The sequence below is a fragment of the Erwinia rhapontici genome (assembly GCF_012271765.1).
Lineage (GTDB): Bacteria > Pseudomonadota > Gammaproteobacteria > Enterobacterales > Enterobacteriaceae > Erwinia > Erwinia rhapontici.
Genome location: NZ_VRKO01000014.1, coordinates 31160 through 48884, shown reverse-complemented (window position 1 = coordinate 48884; position 17725 = coordinate 31160). Strand labels below are relative to the sequence as shown.

At 53.5% G+C, this 17725-nt stretch carries 15 protein-coding genes; 7 read left to right on the top strand and 8 right to left on the bottom strand.

Annotation, left to right across the window (positions count from 1 at the left end; translation table 11 throughout):
* Window positions 1-23: 23 nt before the first annotated feature.
* The 4 genes from dppA to FVB43_RS13910 form a co-directional block, all read right to left on the bottom strand.
* Window positions 24-1634 (bottom strand): dipeptide ABC transporter periplasmic-binding protein DppA, encoded by a 1611-nt coding sequence (gene dppA, locus FVB43_RS13925; protein ID WP_133844628.1) that lies wholly within the window; start codon window positions 1632-1634, stop codon window positions 24-26.
* Between the two features lie 717 nt (window positions 1635-2351).
* Window positions 2352-4019 (bottom strand): kdo(2)-lipid A phosphoethanolamine 7''-transferase, encoded by a 1668-nt coding sequence (gene eptB, locus FVB43_RS13920; protein WP_133844630.1) that lies wholly within the window; start codon window positions 4017-4019, stop codon window positions 2352-2354.
* 333 nt (window positions 4020-4352) lie between these two features.
* The gene (locus FVB43_RS13915) at window positions 4353-4781 is read right to left on the bottom strand and encodes an organic hydroperoxide resistance protein (protein WP_133844632.1); all 429 of its coding nucleotides are present in this window, start codon (window positions 4779-4781) and stop codon (window positions 4353-4355) included.
* 87 nt (window positions 4782-4868) lie between these two features.
* Window positions 4869-5327, bottom strand: a complete 459-nt coding sequence (locus tag FVB43_RS13910) for a MarR family winged helix-turn-helix transcriptional regulator (protein WP_133844634.1) — start codon at window positions 5325-5327, stop codon at window positions 4869-4871.
* A gap of 63 nt (window positions 5328-5390) precedes the next feature.
* Between FVB43_RS13910 and FVB43_RS13905 the strand changes: the two genes are divergently transcribed.
* The 7 genes from FVB43_RS13905 to FVB43_RS13875 all read left to right on the top strand — a co-directional run bounded on the left by FVB43_RS13905 (window position 5391) and on the right by FVB43_RS13875 (window position 12001).
* On the top strand, window positions 5391-5975 hold the full coding sequence (locus tag FVB43_RS13905) for an HD domain-containing protein (protein ID WP_159338346.1): 585 nt from the start codon (window positions 5391-5393) through the stop codon (window positions 5973-5975).
* Between the two features lie 129 nt (window positions 5976-6104).
* Window positions 6105-6716 (top strand): hypothetical protein, encoded by a 612-nt coding sequence (locus tag FVB43_RS13900; protein WP_167864183.1) that lies wholly within the window; start codon window positions 6105-6107, stop codon window positions 6714-6716.
* Window positions 6717-6878: 162 nt separating this feature from the next.
* A complete protein-coding gene (locus FVB43_RS13895) occupies window positions 6879-7982 on the top strand; it encodes an ABC transporter ATP-binding protein (RefSeq protein WP_159338344.1) in 1104 nt (367 codons plus the stop codon).
* A gap of 28 nt (window positions 7983-8010) precedes the next feature.
* Window positions 8011-9291, top strand: a complete 1281-nt coding sequence (locus FVB43_RS13890) for an ABC transporter substrate-binding protein (RefSeq protein ID WP_167864182.1) — start codon at window positions 8011-8013, stop codon at window positions 9289-9291.
* A 9-nt stretch (window positions 9292-9300) separates the two neighbouring features.
* Entirely contained in the window at window positions 9301-10212 is a 912-nt protein-coding gene (locus FVB43_RS13885; RefSeq protein ID WP_167864181.1) for a carbohydrate ABC transporter permease, read from the top strand.
* Between the two features lie 8 nt (window positions 10213-10220).
* Window positions 10221-11048 carry a carbohydrate ABC transporter permease gene (locus tag FVB43_RS13880; protein ID WP_374760147.1) on the top strand — a complete coding sequence of 276 codons (828 nt, stop codon included), beginning with the start codon at window positions 10221-10223 and terminating at the stop codon, window positions 11046-11048.
* 11 nt (window positions 11049-11059) lie between these two features.
* Window positions 11060-12001 (top strand): metallophosphoesterase, encoded by a 942-nt coding sequence (locus FVB43_RS13875; RefSeq protein WP_159338342.1) that lies wholly within the window; start codon window positions 11060-11062, stop codon window positions 11999-12001.
* Between the two features lie 66 nt (window positions 12002-12067).
* Here the strand turns inward: FVB43_RS13875 and FVB43_RS13870 are convergent, their stop codons facing one another.
* The 4 genes from FVB43_RS13870 to FVB43_RS13855 form a co-directional block, all read right to left on the bottom strand.
* Window positions 12068-12730 (bottom strand): hypothetical protein, encoded by a 663-nt coding sequence (locus FVB43_RS13870; protein ID WP_159338341.1) that lies wholly within the window; start codon window positions 12728-12730, stop codon window positions 12068-12070.
* 236 nt (window positions 12731-12966) lie between these two features.
* Window positions 12967-13647 (bottom strand): oligogalacturonate-specific porin KdgM family protein, encoded by a 681-nt coding sequence (locus tag FVB43_RS13865; RefSeq protein WP_133844653.1) that lies wholly within the window; start codon window positions 13645-13647, stop codon window positions 12967-12969.
* Window positions 13648-13671: 24 nt separating this feature from the next.
* Window positions 13672-15747, bottom strand: coding sequence for a right-handed parallel beta-helix repeat-containing protein (locus tag FVB43_RS13860; RefSeq protein WP_167864180.1), 2076 nt, complete (start codon window positions 15745-15747; stop codon window positions 13672-13674).
* An 89-nt stretch (window positions 15748-15836) separates the two neighbouring features.
* The gene (locus FVB43_RS13855) at window positions 15837-17411 is read right to left on the bottom strand and encodes an MFS transporter (RefSeq protein WP_167864179.1); all 1575 of its coding nucleotides are present in this window, start codon (window positions 17409-17411) and stop codon (window positions 15837-15839) included.
* Window positions 17412-17725: the final 314 nt, after the last annotated feature.

The window sequence follows — 17725 nt, the reverse complement described above, 5'->3', positions numbered from 1 at the left end:
CGGGTCAGTCCCGTCCCTGAACACTATTCCTGGATATCAACCTGAGCGAAGTAATGCCCGCCTAACGGATCAACAACATAGCCTGACACTTTCTTACTCACTGGCTCGTAGACCGTAGAGTGCGCGACAATCAGCGCTGGTGCCTGGTCATGCATCACAACCTGAGCCTGTTTGTACAGCTCGATACGTTTGTTGTGGTCGTCGGTGGCACGTGCTGGCTGGATCTGATCTTCAAACGGCTTGTAGCACCAGCGTGAATAGTTCGAGCCATCTTTCGCGGCTGCACAGCTGAACAGGGTGGCGAAGAAGTTATCCGGGTCCCCATTGTCGCCGGTCCAGCCCATCATGACGGTCTGGTGTTCACCGGCTTTAGCACGCTTCAGATACTCGCCCCACTCGTAGGTGACAATCTTGGCTTTCACACCAATTTTCGCCCAGTCGCTCTGAATCATTTCAGCCATACGACGTGCGTTCGGGTTGTACGGACGCTGTACTGGCATCGCCCACAGATCGATAGCGAAGCCGTCTGCCATACCGGCATCTTTCAGCAAGGCTTTAGCTTTGACCGGATCGTACGGATAGTCCTGAACGGCATCGTTGTAGCCCCACATGGTCGGTGGGATCAGGTTTTTCGCTTCCTGGCCCGCCCCCTGGTAGACCGCTTCGATGATCGCTTTCTTGTTCACTGCCATGGTCAGCGCCTGACGAACTTTCAGGTTATCCAGTGGCTTTTTCTCAACGTTAAACGACAGATAACCGACGTTCAGACCTGGCTGCTCCAGCAGGTTGATGTTTTTATCCTGCTTCATGCGTGCAATATCAGCCGGGTTCGGGTACGGCATCACCTGACATTCGCCTTTCTGCATTTTGGCGTAACGTACGGAAGCGTCTGGAGTGATGGAGAACACCAGGCGATCAATTTTCGGTTTAGTACCCCAGTATTCCGGGTTGGCTTTGTACAGAATGCGCGAATCTTTCTGGTACTGCTGTAACTGGAACGGGCCCGTACCGACCGGGTTAAGGTCCAGTTTTTCCGGCGTACCGGCTTTCATCATATTGTCAGCGTATTCAGCCGACAGAATGGAGGCGAAATCCATGCCCAGGTCGGCCAGGAACGGCGACTCAGGACGGGTCAGCTCGAAACGTACAGTAGAGTCATCCACTTTCACGATTTTGCTGATCAGGTTCGGCATGTCCATGCCTTCGAAGTATTCGTAGCTGCCGCCAGACACGCCGTGATACTTGTTATTTTTATCCAGCTGACGTTCAAAGGTGAATACCACGTCATCGGCATTAAAGTCGCGCGTCGGTTTAAAGTCTTTGGTGGTCTGCCACTTCACGCCTTTACGCAGGTGGAAGGTGTAGGTTTTACCGTCAGCACTCACATCCCATTTTTCTGCCAGCGCAGGATGTAATTCGGTGGTACCAATGGTGAATTCCACCAAACGGTTATAGATCTGACGCGAGCTGGCGTCATAGGTGGTGCCAGAGGTGAATAACTGCGGGTTAAAACCTTCAGGCGAACCTTCAGAACAATACACCAGGGTCTTCGCCTGAACACCTGTAGCCATTAACAACGCGATCGCGCTGAGACCGACTTTCAGCATCCCGGATTTAGCCAGGGAAATACTCATGCTTATGCTCCAATAGTGATGTGATGTTGTTGTGTGCATACCCGACTTACTGTTTTTGGCAGAAAGAGGAGTAGTTACGCCGGCCGATAATTTTTTTGAGTGGCCTGTGCGTGGTGCCTTGCGGCATCAGTCAATCTGACGGGATGTGGAGACGTTCTGACGATGCAGAAACTATCAGAAAAATCCCCTTACCTTTTGTACTGAGGCTTCAATTTGTCAATTGTTTCAGGGAACGTCAATACAAGCGTAGGGTATTTACTCAGAGTGTGAGAAACAGCAAGCAAATATAAAAAAAACAATTTAATAACATTTGTAGCGTAAAACGTTATTACGTGTGATGAATACCACATTAAACCCTGGGTTAATGGCATAACTACAGAACATCACGCCGAAAAAAAACCCACAAAATAATCCACAAACAACCAATTTCCACCCGATAAAATGGTCTATATGGCTAACTTATAGATAAAAATGCTGCAACGCTAAGATAAGAAACAGGCAACAAGTCACATTCGGTCATAAGAAAAACGCGTTGCGAATTAAGTGGCAATACAGGCGGGATAAGGATTTATGCGGTTTTATGGGAATTGATTTGCAAAAAAGGGGGGCTGTTCAGAGGTTGAGCGGCAGCAGATTATTCGGTTGGATGATGGCAAACGTAGGGCGAGGCATGCCTCGCCCAGGTCAGGGTCAGGAATGCCTGACCCCTACGTTTGTTTATGGTTTAGCACACCAGTTGTTGGCCGGATTTATTCCACCATCGGGAGAAGTATAGCCGAGGCATCCCATGATGGTGTCAAACAGCTCCACATGGCGGTGCGTCTTGCCCGCTTTCTGCTCAGCCTGCAGGCGCTCAAACGCGCTCTTATTGGCCGGGTCTGCCAGATATTTATCCGACGCCCAGACAATCATCGGCACACGGAACTGCTCCGGCGGCGCCATATTGCGTGGCGTACCGTGCAGGTGCATGTTTTCGCTGATGGACTCACCATGATCGGCGGCGTAAAACACAATCGCTTTCTTATCACGCAGCTGGTCAAACACGCTGTCCAGCATCGTATCAACATACAGAATGGAGTTATCGTAAGCGTTAATCAGCATCGCTTTACTGCAGGTATCATCCACGCCCATGCACTCCGGCTGGTAGCGAGCGAATTCACGCGGATAGCGCTGAGAGTAAAGATAGTGAGAGCCTTTAGTATGCAGGATCACCAGGTGCTTACCTTTCGGGTGGTCGTCAATCGACGATTTCAGCTCCGGGATCAGCAGCATATCGTCCACGGATTTCCCCTGGTTACGCTTCTCTGAGCCAATCTGTTCGCGGAAGGCATAGCTGTCAGCATTGGTGTTGTTGTAGAACCACACCTCACTCTGCATGGCGTACAGATCCGAACTGAAGCCCAGCGATTTCAACACCGAAAAGACATTTTGCTCTTTCAGCGTGCGTCCCGGGTTATCCATCGTTCCCCCTTCACGCACAAACATGCAGCGCAGGGAGAGTTTCGTGGAGGTATCACAGGACTCGCCGCGGAACGCCACCAGGTTCTTCTCTTTTGACAGCTTTGGCGTGTTGTCACGCTCATAGCCCAGCAGCCCCATATGATCCCAGCGGGTGGTTTCACCAATCACGAACACGACATAGGTATCATCCAGCCCTTCAGGCGCCTTATAGGTAAAGTTTTTTGCCGGATCGAACAGATCATCGCTGTCCATTTTTTCGTCATAGCTGGTGTAGGCAAACAGCCCGACCGCTGTGAGCCAGTTGGACGGCAGGTAAGAGTGCGCCACCACCCCGCCATAGCTCGGCAGGTCAACGTTGGTCAGCTTCTCATTGGCACTCTGCACCTTATCGAAATAGCGAATAGGGCCCCAGGTCAGCAGCAGCGCCAGCAGCAGCGTCAGTAATGGCTTGATGCGCTGGCCGGGCGTTTTAAGCTGCTCCAGCAGCGTCATGCGCAGGCTGCTCCACCAGATCAACGCCAGCGGGATCAGACTGACCAGTACCATCCACAGGACAAAGTGATAACCCACCACTTCTTTAGACAGGTCGGTATCGGTGGTCATCACGGAAGCGACAATGCCGTAGCCAATAACGACATTAAAGAAAGCCATGTAGTAGCTGGCTGAGACAGAGATCAGCACCAGCAGGCTGGCGGTAACGCGCCAGAACATTTTTCCACCCAGCGATAGCAGACGTAACAGGAAGAAGGTCAGCAGGATCGCCGCCATCCCTTCTGCCAGTGCTGAAAGCCATTGCATCATTTCAAACTTAGCGAGGAAGGGATCAAATCGACGATAAAATACCGGAAGATTTAAAAACAACCCGATGTAGACAGCCAGCAACAGCGACAACTTTTGCTGGGTAAACAATTTAATAGAATTCATTCGACCTTAATCCTGGCGTAACCTAAACAATTGCTAACACGATCTGAACGCTAATCAGACCCTGGTACGGCGTCAGAGTTCGGACGCAATACCGATAAACCTTAAGGCCGTCCATAACCAGAGGAATCTGATGATAAATGAGGGGTAACAATCCTTCGCAGGGGGCGTAGTTAAACACACTCAGCAGGGTTAGTCTGTGAGGATATGTAATTTCGGCATTTTACGTATCATTGAGAGGAAGGTGCGGAATCGTGCCGCGAACGGTATGCAAGAGTGTGGGATCAGATACAGCAGGAATGACGATAACCGGGGCGACAGCCCCGGTCAGACGGCTTAGTTGATAATATTCAACGTCACGTCAATATTGCCCTGGGTGGCATTGGAGTAAGGGCAGACGATATGGGCGGCATCGACCAGCTTTTTCGCCTCAGCACTGTCCATGCCCGGCAGATGAATGTTGAGGGTCGCTTCAATGCCAAAGCCCGTCGGCAATGGACCAATACCCACTTCCCCTTCAACAAACGCCTCTTTTGGCATAGCGAACTTGTCACGCCCCGCCACAAACTTCATCGCTCCGAGGAAGCAGGCAGAGTAACCCGCCGCGAACAGCTGCTCAGGGTTAGTGACATTGCCACCTGCGCCGCCCATCTCTTTCGGCAGGCCCAGCTGGATATCCAGCACGCCATCGGAAGAAGTAGCGCGGCCTTCACGGCCACCGGTGGCTTTTGCTTTTGCACGGTATACAACTTTTTCTAACGACATGGTGTGTTTCCTTTTTTAGTTTTCACGCGATTAAATCGCACACTATTTATATTAATAAAGCTTTTTGACTCAAAGAACAAGGGCAGATTAGCCGTTCAGATTATTGCGCAGAATTTCCAGTTCGCCTTTTAGCGACTGTAATTTTTCCATCTCACAGGACGTAGCACCGATCACTGATTCAGGGATAGCCCGCGCCTGCTGGCGTAGTTCATGTCCTTTATCCGTCAACGTCACCACCACCTGACGTTCATCTTTACGCGAACGCAGACGGTGCAGCAGCCCGGCAGTTTCCAGACGTTTCAGCAGCGGTGTCAGGGTTGCAGAGTCAAGAAACAGCCGCTCACCGATCTCCGACACCGTGACGTCATCCCGCTCCCACAGCACCATCATCACCAGATACTGGGGATAGGTGATATCCAGCGGGGCCAGCAGCTGCCGGTAGATCTTATGCAGCGCCAGGTTAGCGGAATAGATCGCGAAGCACAGCTGCCGGTCGAGCAACAGTGGCGCATCCGCCGCTTTTTTGTCATCTTTATCTGTAGTCATGAAAAATAATATAGATAGCGCACTATACAATTGCAAGCGACTTTACAGGCAGGGAGAAAAACGATGCAAACTCTGGAAGAACGGGCGCAGCGCTACGCCAGCAAAGCCCATGCCGCAGCAGATCAACGCCGAAAATACACCGATGAGCCTTATATCGTGCATCCCGCTGCGGTGGTCGAACTGGTGCGTAGCGTCAGTGACGATGAAGAGATGCTGGCTGCGGCCTGGCTGCACGATACTGTTGAAGACACCAGCAGTACGCTGGAGGATATCCGCACCCATTTCGGCGAGCGGGTGACATCGCTGGTTGAAATGCTGACCAACCAGGGTGCCGTTGCCGGACAAAACCGCACCGCACGTAAGCTGGCCCATTTTCGCCATACTCAACAGGCCTCTGCTGACGCGCAGACCATCAAGCTGGCGGATATTATCGATAATACCCGCTCAATTATTCATTTTGATCCGCATTTTGCCCGCGTCTATCTGATTGAAAAACGGGTGCAAATCCGTCTGCTGACCGCAGGGCATGCCACCCTGCACCAGATGGCCGATCAGGTTATCGAACAGGGGATTGCGCAGCTTGGTCAACCTCCCCATAACGTTCCCGCCAGCTGGTTTGAACAGCAGGAGAAAAAATACCATCCATAACAATTAGTTGAATTAAAAAAATGCAAATTACATGTCATTATGTGCTCTATATAAGACAACCGCATAAAATGACCAGTTCTGTTATGGAACATCCCTATCATTGCCCCCCAATATTGACCGGGGGGTAACATGTCGACTGATTTATCGATTATAAAAAATAAGATATTCACATTTTTAGGCGCTGCTTTGTTTCTTGGCATGATGATGGGGTTGCTCTTTGCTGATGTCGTCTGGATGAATAATGCCGTCCATGAAACCTCATTGACTGAAATGGCGCAGGAAATCATGCTGGCAGTCATTGCCTGTCTGTTTTTTCATCGCGCCTGGCGTTCTCCGGCGCAGCGGCCGGTGATGATTCTGGTGCCCGGTTTCTTCAGTTGCATGCTCATTCGTGAGCTGGATTTTTTGTTTGATACGATCAGACACGGCTGTTGGCTCTGGTTTGCCCTTGCGGTGACCCTGGCCTGCGTGGCAGTCGCGCTGCGTAACCCACGTAGCATCATCCCGGGTCTTGCCGCCTTTGTGAGCCAACCGGCATGGGGCCTGTTGTCTGCCGGGATGCTGACAATTCTGGTCTTCTCACGGCTGTTCGGTATGCACGAACTCTGGGAACATCTGATGCTGGATGGCTATAACCGCACGGTGAAAAACATGGCGGAAGAAGGCAGTGAACTGCTGGGGTATTCACTTTGCCTGTTTGCGACTTTCGGCTACTTATGTCAGGAAAAACGCCGCGTCTGAACCTGTCGTCCCGTCAGTGTCCTGCTGACGGGACGCTACTGCGGCGTCCCCCTGCCCGGCGTCAGCGATCCCCGTCTTCTAAGCGTCATCCTGCGTTAATAAAAAGTTCATCCAGTCCCGCTAGCTTAGGCCCACTTCTTATTGCAAAGACGCACAGCTGGCATGAGTTATCTCTCTCTTCACCATATTCACAAAGCCTGGGGCACCAAAACCGCGCTGAACGACATCAGCTTTGAGGTGGCAGAGGGTGATTTTATCGCGCTGCTCGGGCCTTCCGGCTGTGGCAAATCAACCATGCTACGCACCATTGCCGGGCTGGAATCGGCCGACAGTGGCGCGATCTATTTCCAGCAGTCCGATGTGACAGCATTGCCGCCTTCACAGCGCAAACTGTCGATGGTGTTCCAGTCTTACGCGCTGTTCCCGCATCTGAATGTGCGGGAAAATCTGCTGTTCGGGCTGCGCGCCCGGGGTGAAGATAAGCGTCATTTTCCCTCACGTCTGGCCGATGTCAGCCGCCTGATGGAGCTGGAACCGCTGCTCGACCGTCTGCCGTCCCAGCTTTCCGGCGGGCAGCAGCAGCGCGTGGCGCTGGGCCGTGCCGTGATCGCCAACAATAAACTGTGCCTGATGGATGAGCCGCTTTCCAACCTCGATGCCAAACTGCGCCAGAGCATGCGCCGCGAGATCCGCGCCATTCAGAAAAAGCTCGGCCTGACGATGCTTTACGTGACCCACGATCAGACCGAAGCAATGAGCATGGCCGATAAAATTATTCTGCTGAATGACGGCAACATCGAACAGCACGACACCCCGGATAACCTCTACAACAACCCGGCCACGGTATTTGCTGCGCAATTTATCGGAGCCCCACCGATGAACATCATCCCGCTGCGCCGTGAAGGCAACCATCACTACCTGGGCGAGATGCCGATCCCGGTGGTGCAGTACGGCGTTGAAGCCGGATTGAGCCTCGGATTGCGCGCCGAGGATATTCAACTGACCTCAGCCGAACATGCCGCTCTGACTGCCCGTGTGCTCAGCTACGAATACATGGGCGCAGACACGTTGCTGGTCTGCCAAATCGCCGCCTGTCAGGAGCCAATCACCGTCAAAGTGGCCGGCATGAGGCGCTTTAGCGAGCACAGCCAGGTCGGGCTGCAATGGTCTGCGAGCAAACACTATTTCTTTGTCAGCGCCAGCGGCAAACGCTGTTACGGCGCGGAACAGAACGTTTTACCGTCAGAACAAAAATATGCTGTTTAACCACTCTTTTATCGCTCAAGGGAAAACCATGTCTCCAGTTCTCCGTTTCTCACGCCTGACGTCTGTCCTGTTACTTTGTGCTGCCTCATCTGCTTTCGCGGCCGACCCTGTAAAACTTCAGATGTATTACCCGATTGCCGTGGGGGGCAAAATCAGCCACACCGTCGATACGCTGGTCGCTGACTTTGAAAAACTGCACCCGGATGTCAGCATTCAGCCTGTTTATACCGGTGACTATGCCACGACAGTGACCAAAGCCCTGACCGCGTTTCGTGGCGGCAATGCGCCACAGCTGGCCGTAATTGGTGATATCGAAGCCTATTCTCTGATCGACGCGGGTGCGATTACCGCGGCCAGCGACCTGGCGAATGATGCCGAGGGCAAAAAGTGGATTCAAGGGTTCTATCCGGCATTCCTGCGCCATATCGAAGGCAAGGTGTGGGGCATCCCGTTCCAGCGTTCCACCGTAGTGATGTACTGGAACAAACAGGCGTTTGAGAAAGCCGGTCTGGACGGCGAAACCCCACCCGCTAACTGGCAGCAGGTGGTCGACTTCGGTAAAAAACTGGTGGTGAAAGACGACAAAGGCGTCAGCCAGTGGGGCATTGAGATCCCGTCCACGCCGAACGGCTACTGGAACTTCCAGGGTCTGGCGGCCACCAACGGCAGCCGCCTGGATAACGGCAAAGGCACAGCCGTGGCCTTTAATACCCCGGCCAACGTCGAAACCTTGCAGTGGCTGACCAACCTTGGGCAGAAAGAGGGCGTGTCGCCGAAAGGCGCAATTGCCTGGAGCACCACACCTCAGGACTTTATCAGCGGCAAAACCGCCATGATGGTGACCACCACCGGTAACCTGACCACCGTGCGTGACAACGCCAAATTCCCGTTCGGCGTCGCCATGCTGCCGGAGAAAACCCAGCGCGGCAGCCCGACCGGCGGCGGTAACCTTTACGTGTTCAAAAATGCCACTCCTGAGCAGCAAAAAGCCGCGATGACATTTATTCGCTGGGTATCAGCACCTGAGCAGGCCGCTCGCTGGAGTATCGCCACCGGCTACGTGGCGACCTCACCTGCCGCGTGGGACACCACGGTGATGCAGGATTACGTCAAACAGGTGCCACAGGCGCTGGTCGCGCGTGAGCAGCTGAAATATTCACAACCGGAACTCTCGACCTACAACAGCGTGCAGATTCAGGATGCCCTGAACCATGCGGTTGAAGCCGCCGTCACTCAGGAGAAAACCCCTGAGCAGGCGCTGGAGTCGGCTCAGAAGCAGGCTGACCGCTTGCTGAAACCTTACCAGTAACGGACACCTATGCGCTCTCTTCACACTCTGGCACCGGCTGCCCGCAATCGGGGTCTGTCAATGCAGATTTATGGCTACCTGCTGCTGTTACCGGCACTGGGGTTTCTGCTGACGTTTACCCATTATCCGGCGGTGGCCACGATGTGGGAGAGCCTGTTCTCTGCGGCGCGCAACGGGCATCCGGCCCGGTTCGTCGGGCTGGATAATTACGCCGCACTGCTGGATGACGACATTTTTATGCTGTCGCTGCGTAATAACCTGTTGTATGCCGCGGTCACGATCCCGCTGGCGGTGTGGCTGGCCCTGCTGATGGCGCTGGCGGTGAATCGCCGCCTGCGCGGCAGCGCGCTGACTCGCGCCGCTTTTTTTATTCCTTCACTGCTGCCGATGATTGCCATCGCCAACCTGTGGCTGTTTTTCTACACGCCCCAGCTCGGCCTGCTCAACCAGCTACTGACGCTGTTTTCGCTGCCGCCCGTCAACTGGCTGGGGGACCCCGACAGTGCGCTCTGGAGCCTGATGGCCGTTTCCGTCTGGCGTGAGGCCGGGTTCTTTATGATTTTCTATCTGGCGGCATTGCAGCAGATAGACCCGCGGCTGAGTGAGGCGGCAGACATTGAAGGCGCCTCACGCCGCTATTTCTTCCGCCGCGTGCAGTGGCCATTACTGATGCCCACCACGCTGTTTATTTTGATCAATGCCTCGATGAACGCGTTCCGCATCGTCGACCAGGTGATCGCCATGACCAACGGTGGACCGAATAACAGCAGCAGTCTGCTGCTCTATTACATCTACCGTACCGCTTTCAGCTTCTGGGATTTACCGGCCGCTTCCGCCATGACCGTGGTGTTGCTGGTGATCCTCGGCGCGATTGCTTTAATCAAATTCCACCTGCTGGATAAGCGAGCGCATTACCAATGAGCCTGACCATGACGCTTCCCGCACGGTCGTTTTCGCTGGGCCGTCTGTGCCTGAATCTGGCGATCTGGCTGGCCGCCCTGCTGTGGTTTCTACCGATTCTGGTGGCCGTTTGGGTTGCCATTCATCCTGCATCGGATCAGGGCACCTTTGTGCTGTTCTCCCCGCTGACATTGCAGAACTTTATCGATGCCTGGCACGCCGCACCGTTCGCCCGCTATTTCCTCAACACTACGCTGCTGGTGCTGATGATTGTGATCTGCCAGCTGGTGCTGGCGACAATGGCTGCCTATGCGCTGGTCCGTTTTCGCCTCAAGTTCTCCGGTCTGCTGTTTGCCCTGATCCTGCTACAGCTGATGATCAGCCCCGACGTGCTGATCCTCAACAATTACAAAACCGTGGGCGCGCTGGGGCTGCGCGACACACTGTGGGGCATTGCACTGCCCTATCTTGCTTCGGCCTTTGCTATTTTCCTGCTGCGTCAGACGTTTAAAAGTATTCCTCTGGTGCTGGAAGAAGCGGCGATCGTTGAAGGTGCCAGCCGCTGGACCATTCTGCGCCGTATTTATGTGCCGCTGGCCAAACCGGTGTATATCGCGTTTGCGCTGGTGTCGATCAGCTTCCACTGGAACGATTTCCTCTGGCCGCTGGTGATCACCGACTCGGTCAACGTGCGGCCCATTACCGTCGGTTTGCAGCTGTTTTCCGCCCCGGAACAAGGGGTACAGTGGGCGCTGGTCGGGGCCGCAACGCTGATGACGTCATTGCCATTGCTGGTGCTGTTCCTGATTTTCCAGCGTCAGTTTGTTCAGTCGTTTATGCGTGCCGGCATCCGCTAACGGAGCGATATATGTCTTTTGAAACCACACCGCACCCGCTTTCTTCTCTGCAACGTCAGGCGCTGGGCGCTGCGGCCATGCTGTATCAGCCACCGGTGATGCGCTCCACTCATCCCGCCGACGGCACGCTGCGCTTTGGCCTGATTGCCGACCCGCAGTACGCTGATGTGGAGGCAGATGTGCCGAAAAATCTCTATTATCGCCATGCACTGCACAAGCTGCCTAAGGCGATTGCCACCTTTAACCGCAAGCCGCTCGATTTTGTCGTCACGCTGGGTGACCTGGTGGATCGCCACTGGTCAAGCTATCAGGCGCTACTGCCGCTGTATGAAACACTGCATCATCCGCATGCGATTGTGATTGGCAACCATGATGCGCAGGTGATTTCTGACCGCCTGACATCGGCGCATACGCCGCCAGCGGGCTTACCGAAAAGCTATTATCAGTTCCGCCTTGCAGGCTACCGCTTTATCGTGTTCGACGGTAATGACATCAGCCTGTATTGCAATCAGGGCAACGGTGATGACCGTCAGCAGGCGAAAGCGATACTGGCCGACCTGGTGGCCCGTCAGCAACCGCAGGCCGAGCTGTGGAACGGCGCGGTGAGCAGTGCTCAACTGGCATGGATTGAAACGCAGCTGCAACAGGCCCAGCAGTTGGGAGAAACCGTGGTGGTGTTTGGTCACTATCCGCTGGCCCCGCATACGGGTCATATCCTGTGGAATGGCGGTGAACTGGCTGATTTGCTGTGCCGCTATCAGGTACGTGCCTGCTTTACCGGGCATGACCATCGCGGTGGCTATGTGCGGCGCGACAATACCGATTTTATTATTATGAAAGGGATGCTCGACGGCGCGGAAGACGTCCCTTACGCGGTGGTGGAACTGCTGGATGGCGTCGTGACTGTAAGGGGATACGGAAATGAAATCAGCCGGATACTGACAAAAGATTAGTACTTATCCGATTCTTGCGGCAACGGGCGGACGGCAGCAAGAATCGGCATGACGAAAAGAAGAATATTAAATAATATGACGCTCAAATATTTTATAGGGCGATTCGCGCTCAGAATAGTTGACGATCGAGATCCCAAGGGTTTTTGCATTCTCCTGCGCCAGGACCATTTTTCTCTCGATATATTCCGGGCCATATCGCATTGGATCAGGCGTACCATGGCCATAGAAAAAGTCTTTTTCAAACCCCTGAAAATAATTATCCGCCCACTCTTTTATGGTTTTTTCTTTTTTATTATTAAAAAAATTCTGAATATTAGGCTTGTCGTCCGCGACCCATTTATCCGTTTTATTTTTGTTATAGTCGTGGTCAAACCCAAGCAAACCAATTCTTTCTGGCGATAAACCCAGCATTATCCAGTACAGGCCCTGGAAAAAAGAGGTGTAGCCAATATTTATTTCAATATCAAAGCCTGTATCCGCCTGAATACCCAAACGACGGGCACCTTCATGAATAACCGCAGAGTATTCTTCATGCCTGATCTCATGTTGATAATTCACGCAAGAAGGGAAATTCTCCTTCGGAAAATCATTAGGATGTATCCAGTAATCAAACTCGCCTCCCTCATAGATACGCCAGGCATTATTGAGGCACACTTTGATATGGTCGTGATATTTATCACTACGCGCCTGCTGGGCCGATAGACCGCTTCCGACAAAAAGAACCTTCATAAATATAATCCTTTATATTTTTCAACATGTTATTCATTTGATTTCTGAGTTTTTCGCGTTCCCAAACGCGGTGGCAACTTATCAGTTCAAGGTCATAGCGACAATGAGTAAAAATACTATTTTGAGGCGAAAAAAAGCGAATTTTCCTGTTATTTTTTCAGGGACGGTGAAAGACCTGAAAATCAGACGTTGCGCCCACCGGAACCCCGGCGGGCGCAACGCATCAGCCGTGAGCTTTAAAAGTTATACTGAACCCCGATGCGCAAGCGGGTCTGCCTGTCATCGGCGGTTTTCCTGACAGAAACATCACCCACCTGCACATACGGCGTCCACTGCTTATTGATGTTATACGCCACCTTCAGATCCTGCTCATAATCCCATTTGTCGTTGTCGTATAACACCTGGTCACTGTGCTTATAAATATAGTTATATTCAAAGCGCCAGTCCGCCAGACGATAACCCAGCCAGAGTTCACCCCGGTTCGTTTTCTTATCATCCGTATTTTCTTTCGTCGAGCGCGTATATTCATAACGGTAGCGCACGTTAAAATAAATACCGTTTTCAAACTGGTATCCGGTGGTTAAAAATGGCTTATAAATACTGTTATCCGAACTGGATTCCAGGGTGAACCCCGGCTGCAGGAACCAGGCGGGCGTGACTTTGTACTGATAACTGACGGTACTTTCTGTACCGCTATCCACCAGATCGGTAAAGGCTTTATTCTTATTATCGCCCCCCGATTTCCATTTGGCTTCCAGTGAAAAACCAAAGCCATTATCAAACCGGTGTGACACCATGAATCGATCTTTGTGTTGTTTACTGTCGTCCAGCCACTCATGGCGAACGTCGAGAGTGACGGCCTGACTACTGGCGCTGGCCAGCAGCAGACCGCAGAGCAGCAGTCTGTTATTTTTCATTTTGGTATCCCAGAGAGTTTGATGTTATTTTTGGATCGTACTTTTGATTAATTCACTCGTTTTCACGTGATAAAAAACATTCGTGTCATCGGTATTCCCGCTGACCACATCGTCATATTTCCCCGGCACGGTACGCAGAGAAATATTGCCGCTAAACGTGCCCTGTTTATCTGGCGGGGTGTAAGGCGACGGACGGAACAGGAAGTTAAACCGCTGGTTATCCAGCGCCCGGTTGCCTGCAATAATCAGCGCGCCAGGATTGAAGTTATCGCTGAAGCCATCCATGCCGTTGTTCAGTGCCATGTTGTTGCGCGCCACATGTGCCACGGGCAGCCCTTCGCCTCCCAGTTTGAAGCCGTTGCTGCCGTTATTTACCGACAGACTGTTTTCGATGGTGACGCTGCCGTTCGGGCCGTCTTCAATTTTGTTGAACAGGTCAAAACCGTCATCAATATTGTCGTGGGAATAGCAGTTCACCAGGTGGTTGCCCTCACCGACACGCATTTTCACCGCAAAACCGTCAGCGTTTTTCCGTCCCGGGTCCTGATTACCCCAGGACTCAGCGTTGCTGATCAGATTATGGCTGGCCCACAGCGCGCGGCCGATGCCATCCGGTGAGGCGACCCAGATGCCGGTATCATCGGCATGATGAGCACGGACGCGGTCGATATGGTTGTGACTGCCGGCAATATGGAAACTTTTCTTCGTGACGGTGATGCCCTGAATATGCCAGTAGCTGGCATTGAGCGTCAGACCGTTAAACACCACGTTGTCGCCCAGCGGCCGCAGCATTTTACGGTGCTGCCCGGTGCCGCTGGCCGTGGCAGGGATCACCGTGGCCGGATACTCGCCCTCCGCCAGCCACAGCGTGCCGCCCGGCGCCAGCAGATTGACGGCGCTGGCTACATCCAGCGGATGTTCACGTGAGCCATCGTTATCCGCAGCCCCCTGCGCGGAAGCGTATAACGTATCCGGATGACTGACCTGCGCCAGGCTTAGCGGGTACGTTTGCGTCAGGCGCTGGCCGTTATCCGGTGTAAAGGTGACCTTAAGATCGCGCGGCGTCGATGTGACCTTCACCGGCAGCGCCACTACGTCGCCGCCACGCACTCTTTTCTGGCGCAGCAGCACGGTGTCACCACGTTCTATAGTGATCAGACCGTTGCCGTTGGTGCGCAGCTGGAACACGCCGTCACGCCTGGTGAGGCGAGGGGATGACATCACTTCAATACGCGATTGCAGCACAGGCGCGATATACGGCGCACCGGGCTGCGTATGTGCCTCACTGAGCGTCAGCGTGGCGTGATTCACCGTGATGCTGGCATTACGTGACGCAAAGAAGCCGACGTAATACTGCGTTTTATCCAGTTGGGTGATACGGTCTGCACCCGCCACCGTTTTGCTGCTCCATGCGCTGCCGCCTTGAGGGGCATACGCCACCTCAAACCCGCTGTCTGTTCGGCTCAGACGCAGTGAAAAATGCTGTGGCGTATTCAACGATTGATACGGCTCACGCACGATGCCGATGCCGGTATTGCCCCAGGGCTGCTGCACGCCCTGACGGGCCACCAGCGCCACCACGGGCAGCTTGTCACCGATCGCCATCACCGTATTCATCACCATATTCGAGGCGGCCGGTAACTCTTCAATGCCCGGCTGAACAGCGGGCGCGCGTGCAGGGCCTAAAATATCGCGGACCAGCAATCCCGCGCCTTCCTGCCCGGCCGGTTTTGCCCCGTTTTCCGGGCCGAACTGATTCAGCGTGATATCGGCTTCCAGCAGGAAATTGGCGTCCGCCGGTAAGCGCGTATAGAAATACGTCAGACCATCGTGACTGTTCCCCACCTTGCCGCCACGGCTTTCCAGCGTGAAGGGCGTGGTGAGCAGGCTGCCTTCTGCCGGCACCGCCTTACCCCCGGCCAGCAGGGTTTCATTGCGGCCGATTTTGTCTGCCAGTACGTTGGTGGCAAAATTAACGTCGGTCGACTGACCAAAGGTGATGCTGTGCCAGACCAGCGTGCCAGGCTCCGGCAGCGCCGCCGCAACGGGCGCGCTCAGCCCGAGGGACAACGTGATAATACAGAGTTGACGTTCCCACATAATCATTCTCATCCTTTAGGCGCAGGGCGCCGCTGGCCGGGTTTTCCGGCCAGTCGGTAGGTGGATAAATCGCGTGTTAAATCGGGGTATTACGGATGCTGTGTGCGGTTCACCAGCGGTTTCGGTGCAGGCTCCTCAACCAGTTCAACGGCAGGGGTATCGAAGATTTTGCGGCACACTTTGCTGTTGCCCCAGCACTCTTCATAGGGGTAACCGATCAGCTCTTCCATCACTAAGCGCACGTCTGGCTGAACATGCCCGATCAGCCCACCCGATTTGATTCTGGCGACTTCGCCCAACACCACCAGGTGCGTTTTGCGGTTCAGCTTCATCTGATGGCTGAAGACCATCGCCATCAGCGCCAGCGCAATCACGCCCACACAGAAGACCAGCGCAATTGCCGTAATAGCACTTTCCGGCTGCGTTTGAGATTTAGACTGGAAGCCGTAGAAGCTGAGGATGGCGCCCATCGCGAAGACAATGATCGAACGCATCAGCTTGCCGGAAAAGGTCATGGCACCGGCGTAGATCCCTTCACGGCGACGGCCGGTAAAGGCTTCATCGATATCCGCCAGGAAGGTATAGACCGTCCAGGGAATGTAGTAGACGCCGCCCGTACCAATGCCGAATACCACGGTGATGCCCAGCATGGCGGCGGTGGCGTACTGCTGCGGCAAATGCAGGAAGTGCAGCAGGCTGTAACACACCACGGAGAACACCACGATGCCCAGCGCCAGAATGTAGGGTTTGCTGAAACCGTGCTTGACGCAGATGCCGATAAAGATCGCGGTGGAGAACAGCTGTAACAGGGAGTTAAGGCTGCTCAGGCCCGCCACCATCGCCGGGTCGTACTGCAACACGAAGATGATGAAGTAGGTGAAGACCGAGGCGAACAGCCACTCGGCGCCGAACCCGCACAGGTACATACCCAGATGTTTGCGGAACACGCGCAGATGGAAGGTCGACTTCATATCGCGCACCAGCGTCAGCATGGTTTTCGCCAGCGTCATTTTCTTCTCATCGACCGGCGTCGTCTCTTCTACCGGGCGTTCCCAGGAGGAGATATACAGCATGATCATCGCCACGCATAAAATCACGCCGTAGGTCAGCGCCGTGAAGAAGAACGGCTCGGCAGATTCTTTACCGTAAATGAGAATGAACTGGCCAGGGATAAATGCCGCGAGGAAATTGGCCACCTTACCGAAAATCGCCTTGTAGCCGGTCAGCTTCGAGCGCGCCGAGAAATCGGTGGTCATCTCAGTGGCGAGGGTTTCATAAGGCACCATCACCGAGGTGTAGATCAGCTCAAACAGCACGTAGGTTGAGAGGTAGTACCAGAACCCGAAGCCTTCCACCCACAGCAGCGGGTAGACCATCATCAGCGGGATGCCGAGTAAGATAAAGAAGCGACGGCGGCCAAAGCGTTTGCCGAGGCGGGTTTTGCCGAAGTTATCCGAAAGATAGCCCATCAGCGGATTACTGATCGCATCGATGATGCTGGCAACAGAGAAGATCGCCGACGCCTGTAACAGCGTCAGCCCGCAAAAAGTGGTATAGAAGTAAAGCAGCCAGATACCGGCAATCGCCAGCGCCCCGCTACCGAGTAAATTACCACCGCCGTATGCCAGCTGATGTCTGAAGAGAATTGGTTTTTCTACGTTCATGTGAGCCCCGCCCAGAGAGATTTTATAAAAATGAACCGTTGTTTTATTTTTATAGATACGGTGTTTTATATAGATCTCCCCACTGAATAGATGTGAATTAACTCACAGTTAAAACAGCGGGCGGTGATTTCTCAGACAGATTTGCGAGACATGTAACATTCTTATCAATAAAACGACTAAGCCAGCCTCACCTGGCCCACCGTGATGCCGCGTAAAAATGATGAAATAGCTGTTATTTTTACTACAATACAGACACTTAAATATAACAATTTGTCCGAAGCATCCCGGTGAGAAAAGAAAAAAACGTCCCACTA

Excerpts from the sequence above, each read along its gene's own strand:
- dppA (WP_133844628.1), bottom strand. The coding sequence starts at position 1,634 with ATGAGTATTTCCCTGGCTAAATCCGGGATGCTGAAAGTCGGTCTCAGC.
- eptB (WP_133844630.1), bottom strand. The coding sequence starts at position 4,019 with ATGAATTCTATTAAATTGTTTACCCAGCAAAAGTTGTCGCTGTTGCTG.
- FVB43_RS13915 (WP_133844632.1), bottom strand. The coding sequence starts at position 4,781 with ATGTCGTTAGAAAAAGTTGTATACCGTGCAAAAGCAAAAGCCACCGGT.
- FVB43_RS13910 (WP_133844634.1), bottom strand. The coding sequence starts at position 5,327 with ATGACTACAGATAAAGATGACAAAAAAGCGGCGGATGCGCCACTGTTG.
- FVB43_RS13905 (WP_159338346.1), top strand. The coding sequence starts at position 5,391 with ATGCAAACTCTGGAAGAACGGGCGCAGCGCTACGCCAGCAAAGCCCAT.
- FVB43_RS13900 (WP_167864183.1), top strand. The coding sequence starts at position 6,105 with ATGTCGACTGATTTATCGATTATAAAAAATAAGATATTCACATTTTTA.
- FVB43_RS13895 (WP_159338344.1), top strand. The coding sequence starts at position 6,879 with ATGAGTTATCTCTCTCTTCACCATATTCACAAAGCCTGGGGCACCAAA.
- FVB43_RS13890 (WP_167864182.1), top strand. The coding sequence starts at position 8,011 with ATGTCTCCAGTTCTCCGTTTCTCACGCCTGACGTCTGTCCTGTTACTT.
- FVB43_RS13885 (WP_167864181.1), top strand. The coding sequence starts at position 9,301 with ATGCGCTCTCTTCACACTCTGGCACCGGCTGCCCGCAATCGGGGTCTG.
- FVB43_RS13880 (WP_374760147.1), top strand. The coding sequence starts at position 10,221 with ATGACGCTTCCCGCACGGTCGTTTTCGCTGGGCCGTCTGTGCCTGAAT.
- FVB43_RS13875 (WP_159338342.1), top strand. The coding sequence starts at position 11,060 with ATGTCTTTTGAAACCACACCGCACCCGCTTTCTTCTCTGCAACGTCAG.
- FVB43_RS13870 (WP_159338341.1), bottom strand. The coding sequence starts at position 12,730 with ATGAAGGTTCTTTTTGTCGGAAGCGGTCTATCGGCCCAGCAGGCGCGT.
- FVB43_RS13865 (WP_133844653.1), bottom strand. The coding sequence starts at position 13,647 with ATGAAAAATAACAGACTGCTGCTCTGCGGTCTGCTGCTGGCCAGCGCC.
- FVB43_RS13860 (WP_167864180.1), bottom strand. The coding sequence starts at position 15,747 with ATGTGGGAACGTCAACTCTGTATTATCACGTTGTCCCTCGGGCTGAGC.
- FVB43_RS13855 (WP_167864179.1), bottom strand. The coding sequence starts at position 17,411 with ATGAACGTAGAAAAACCAATTCTCTTCAGACATCAGCTGGCATACGGC.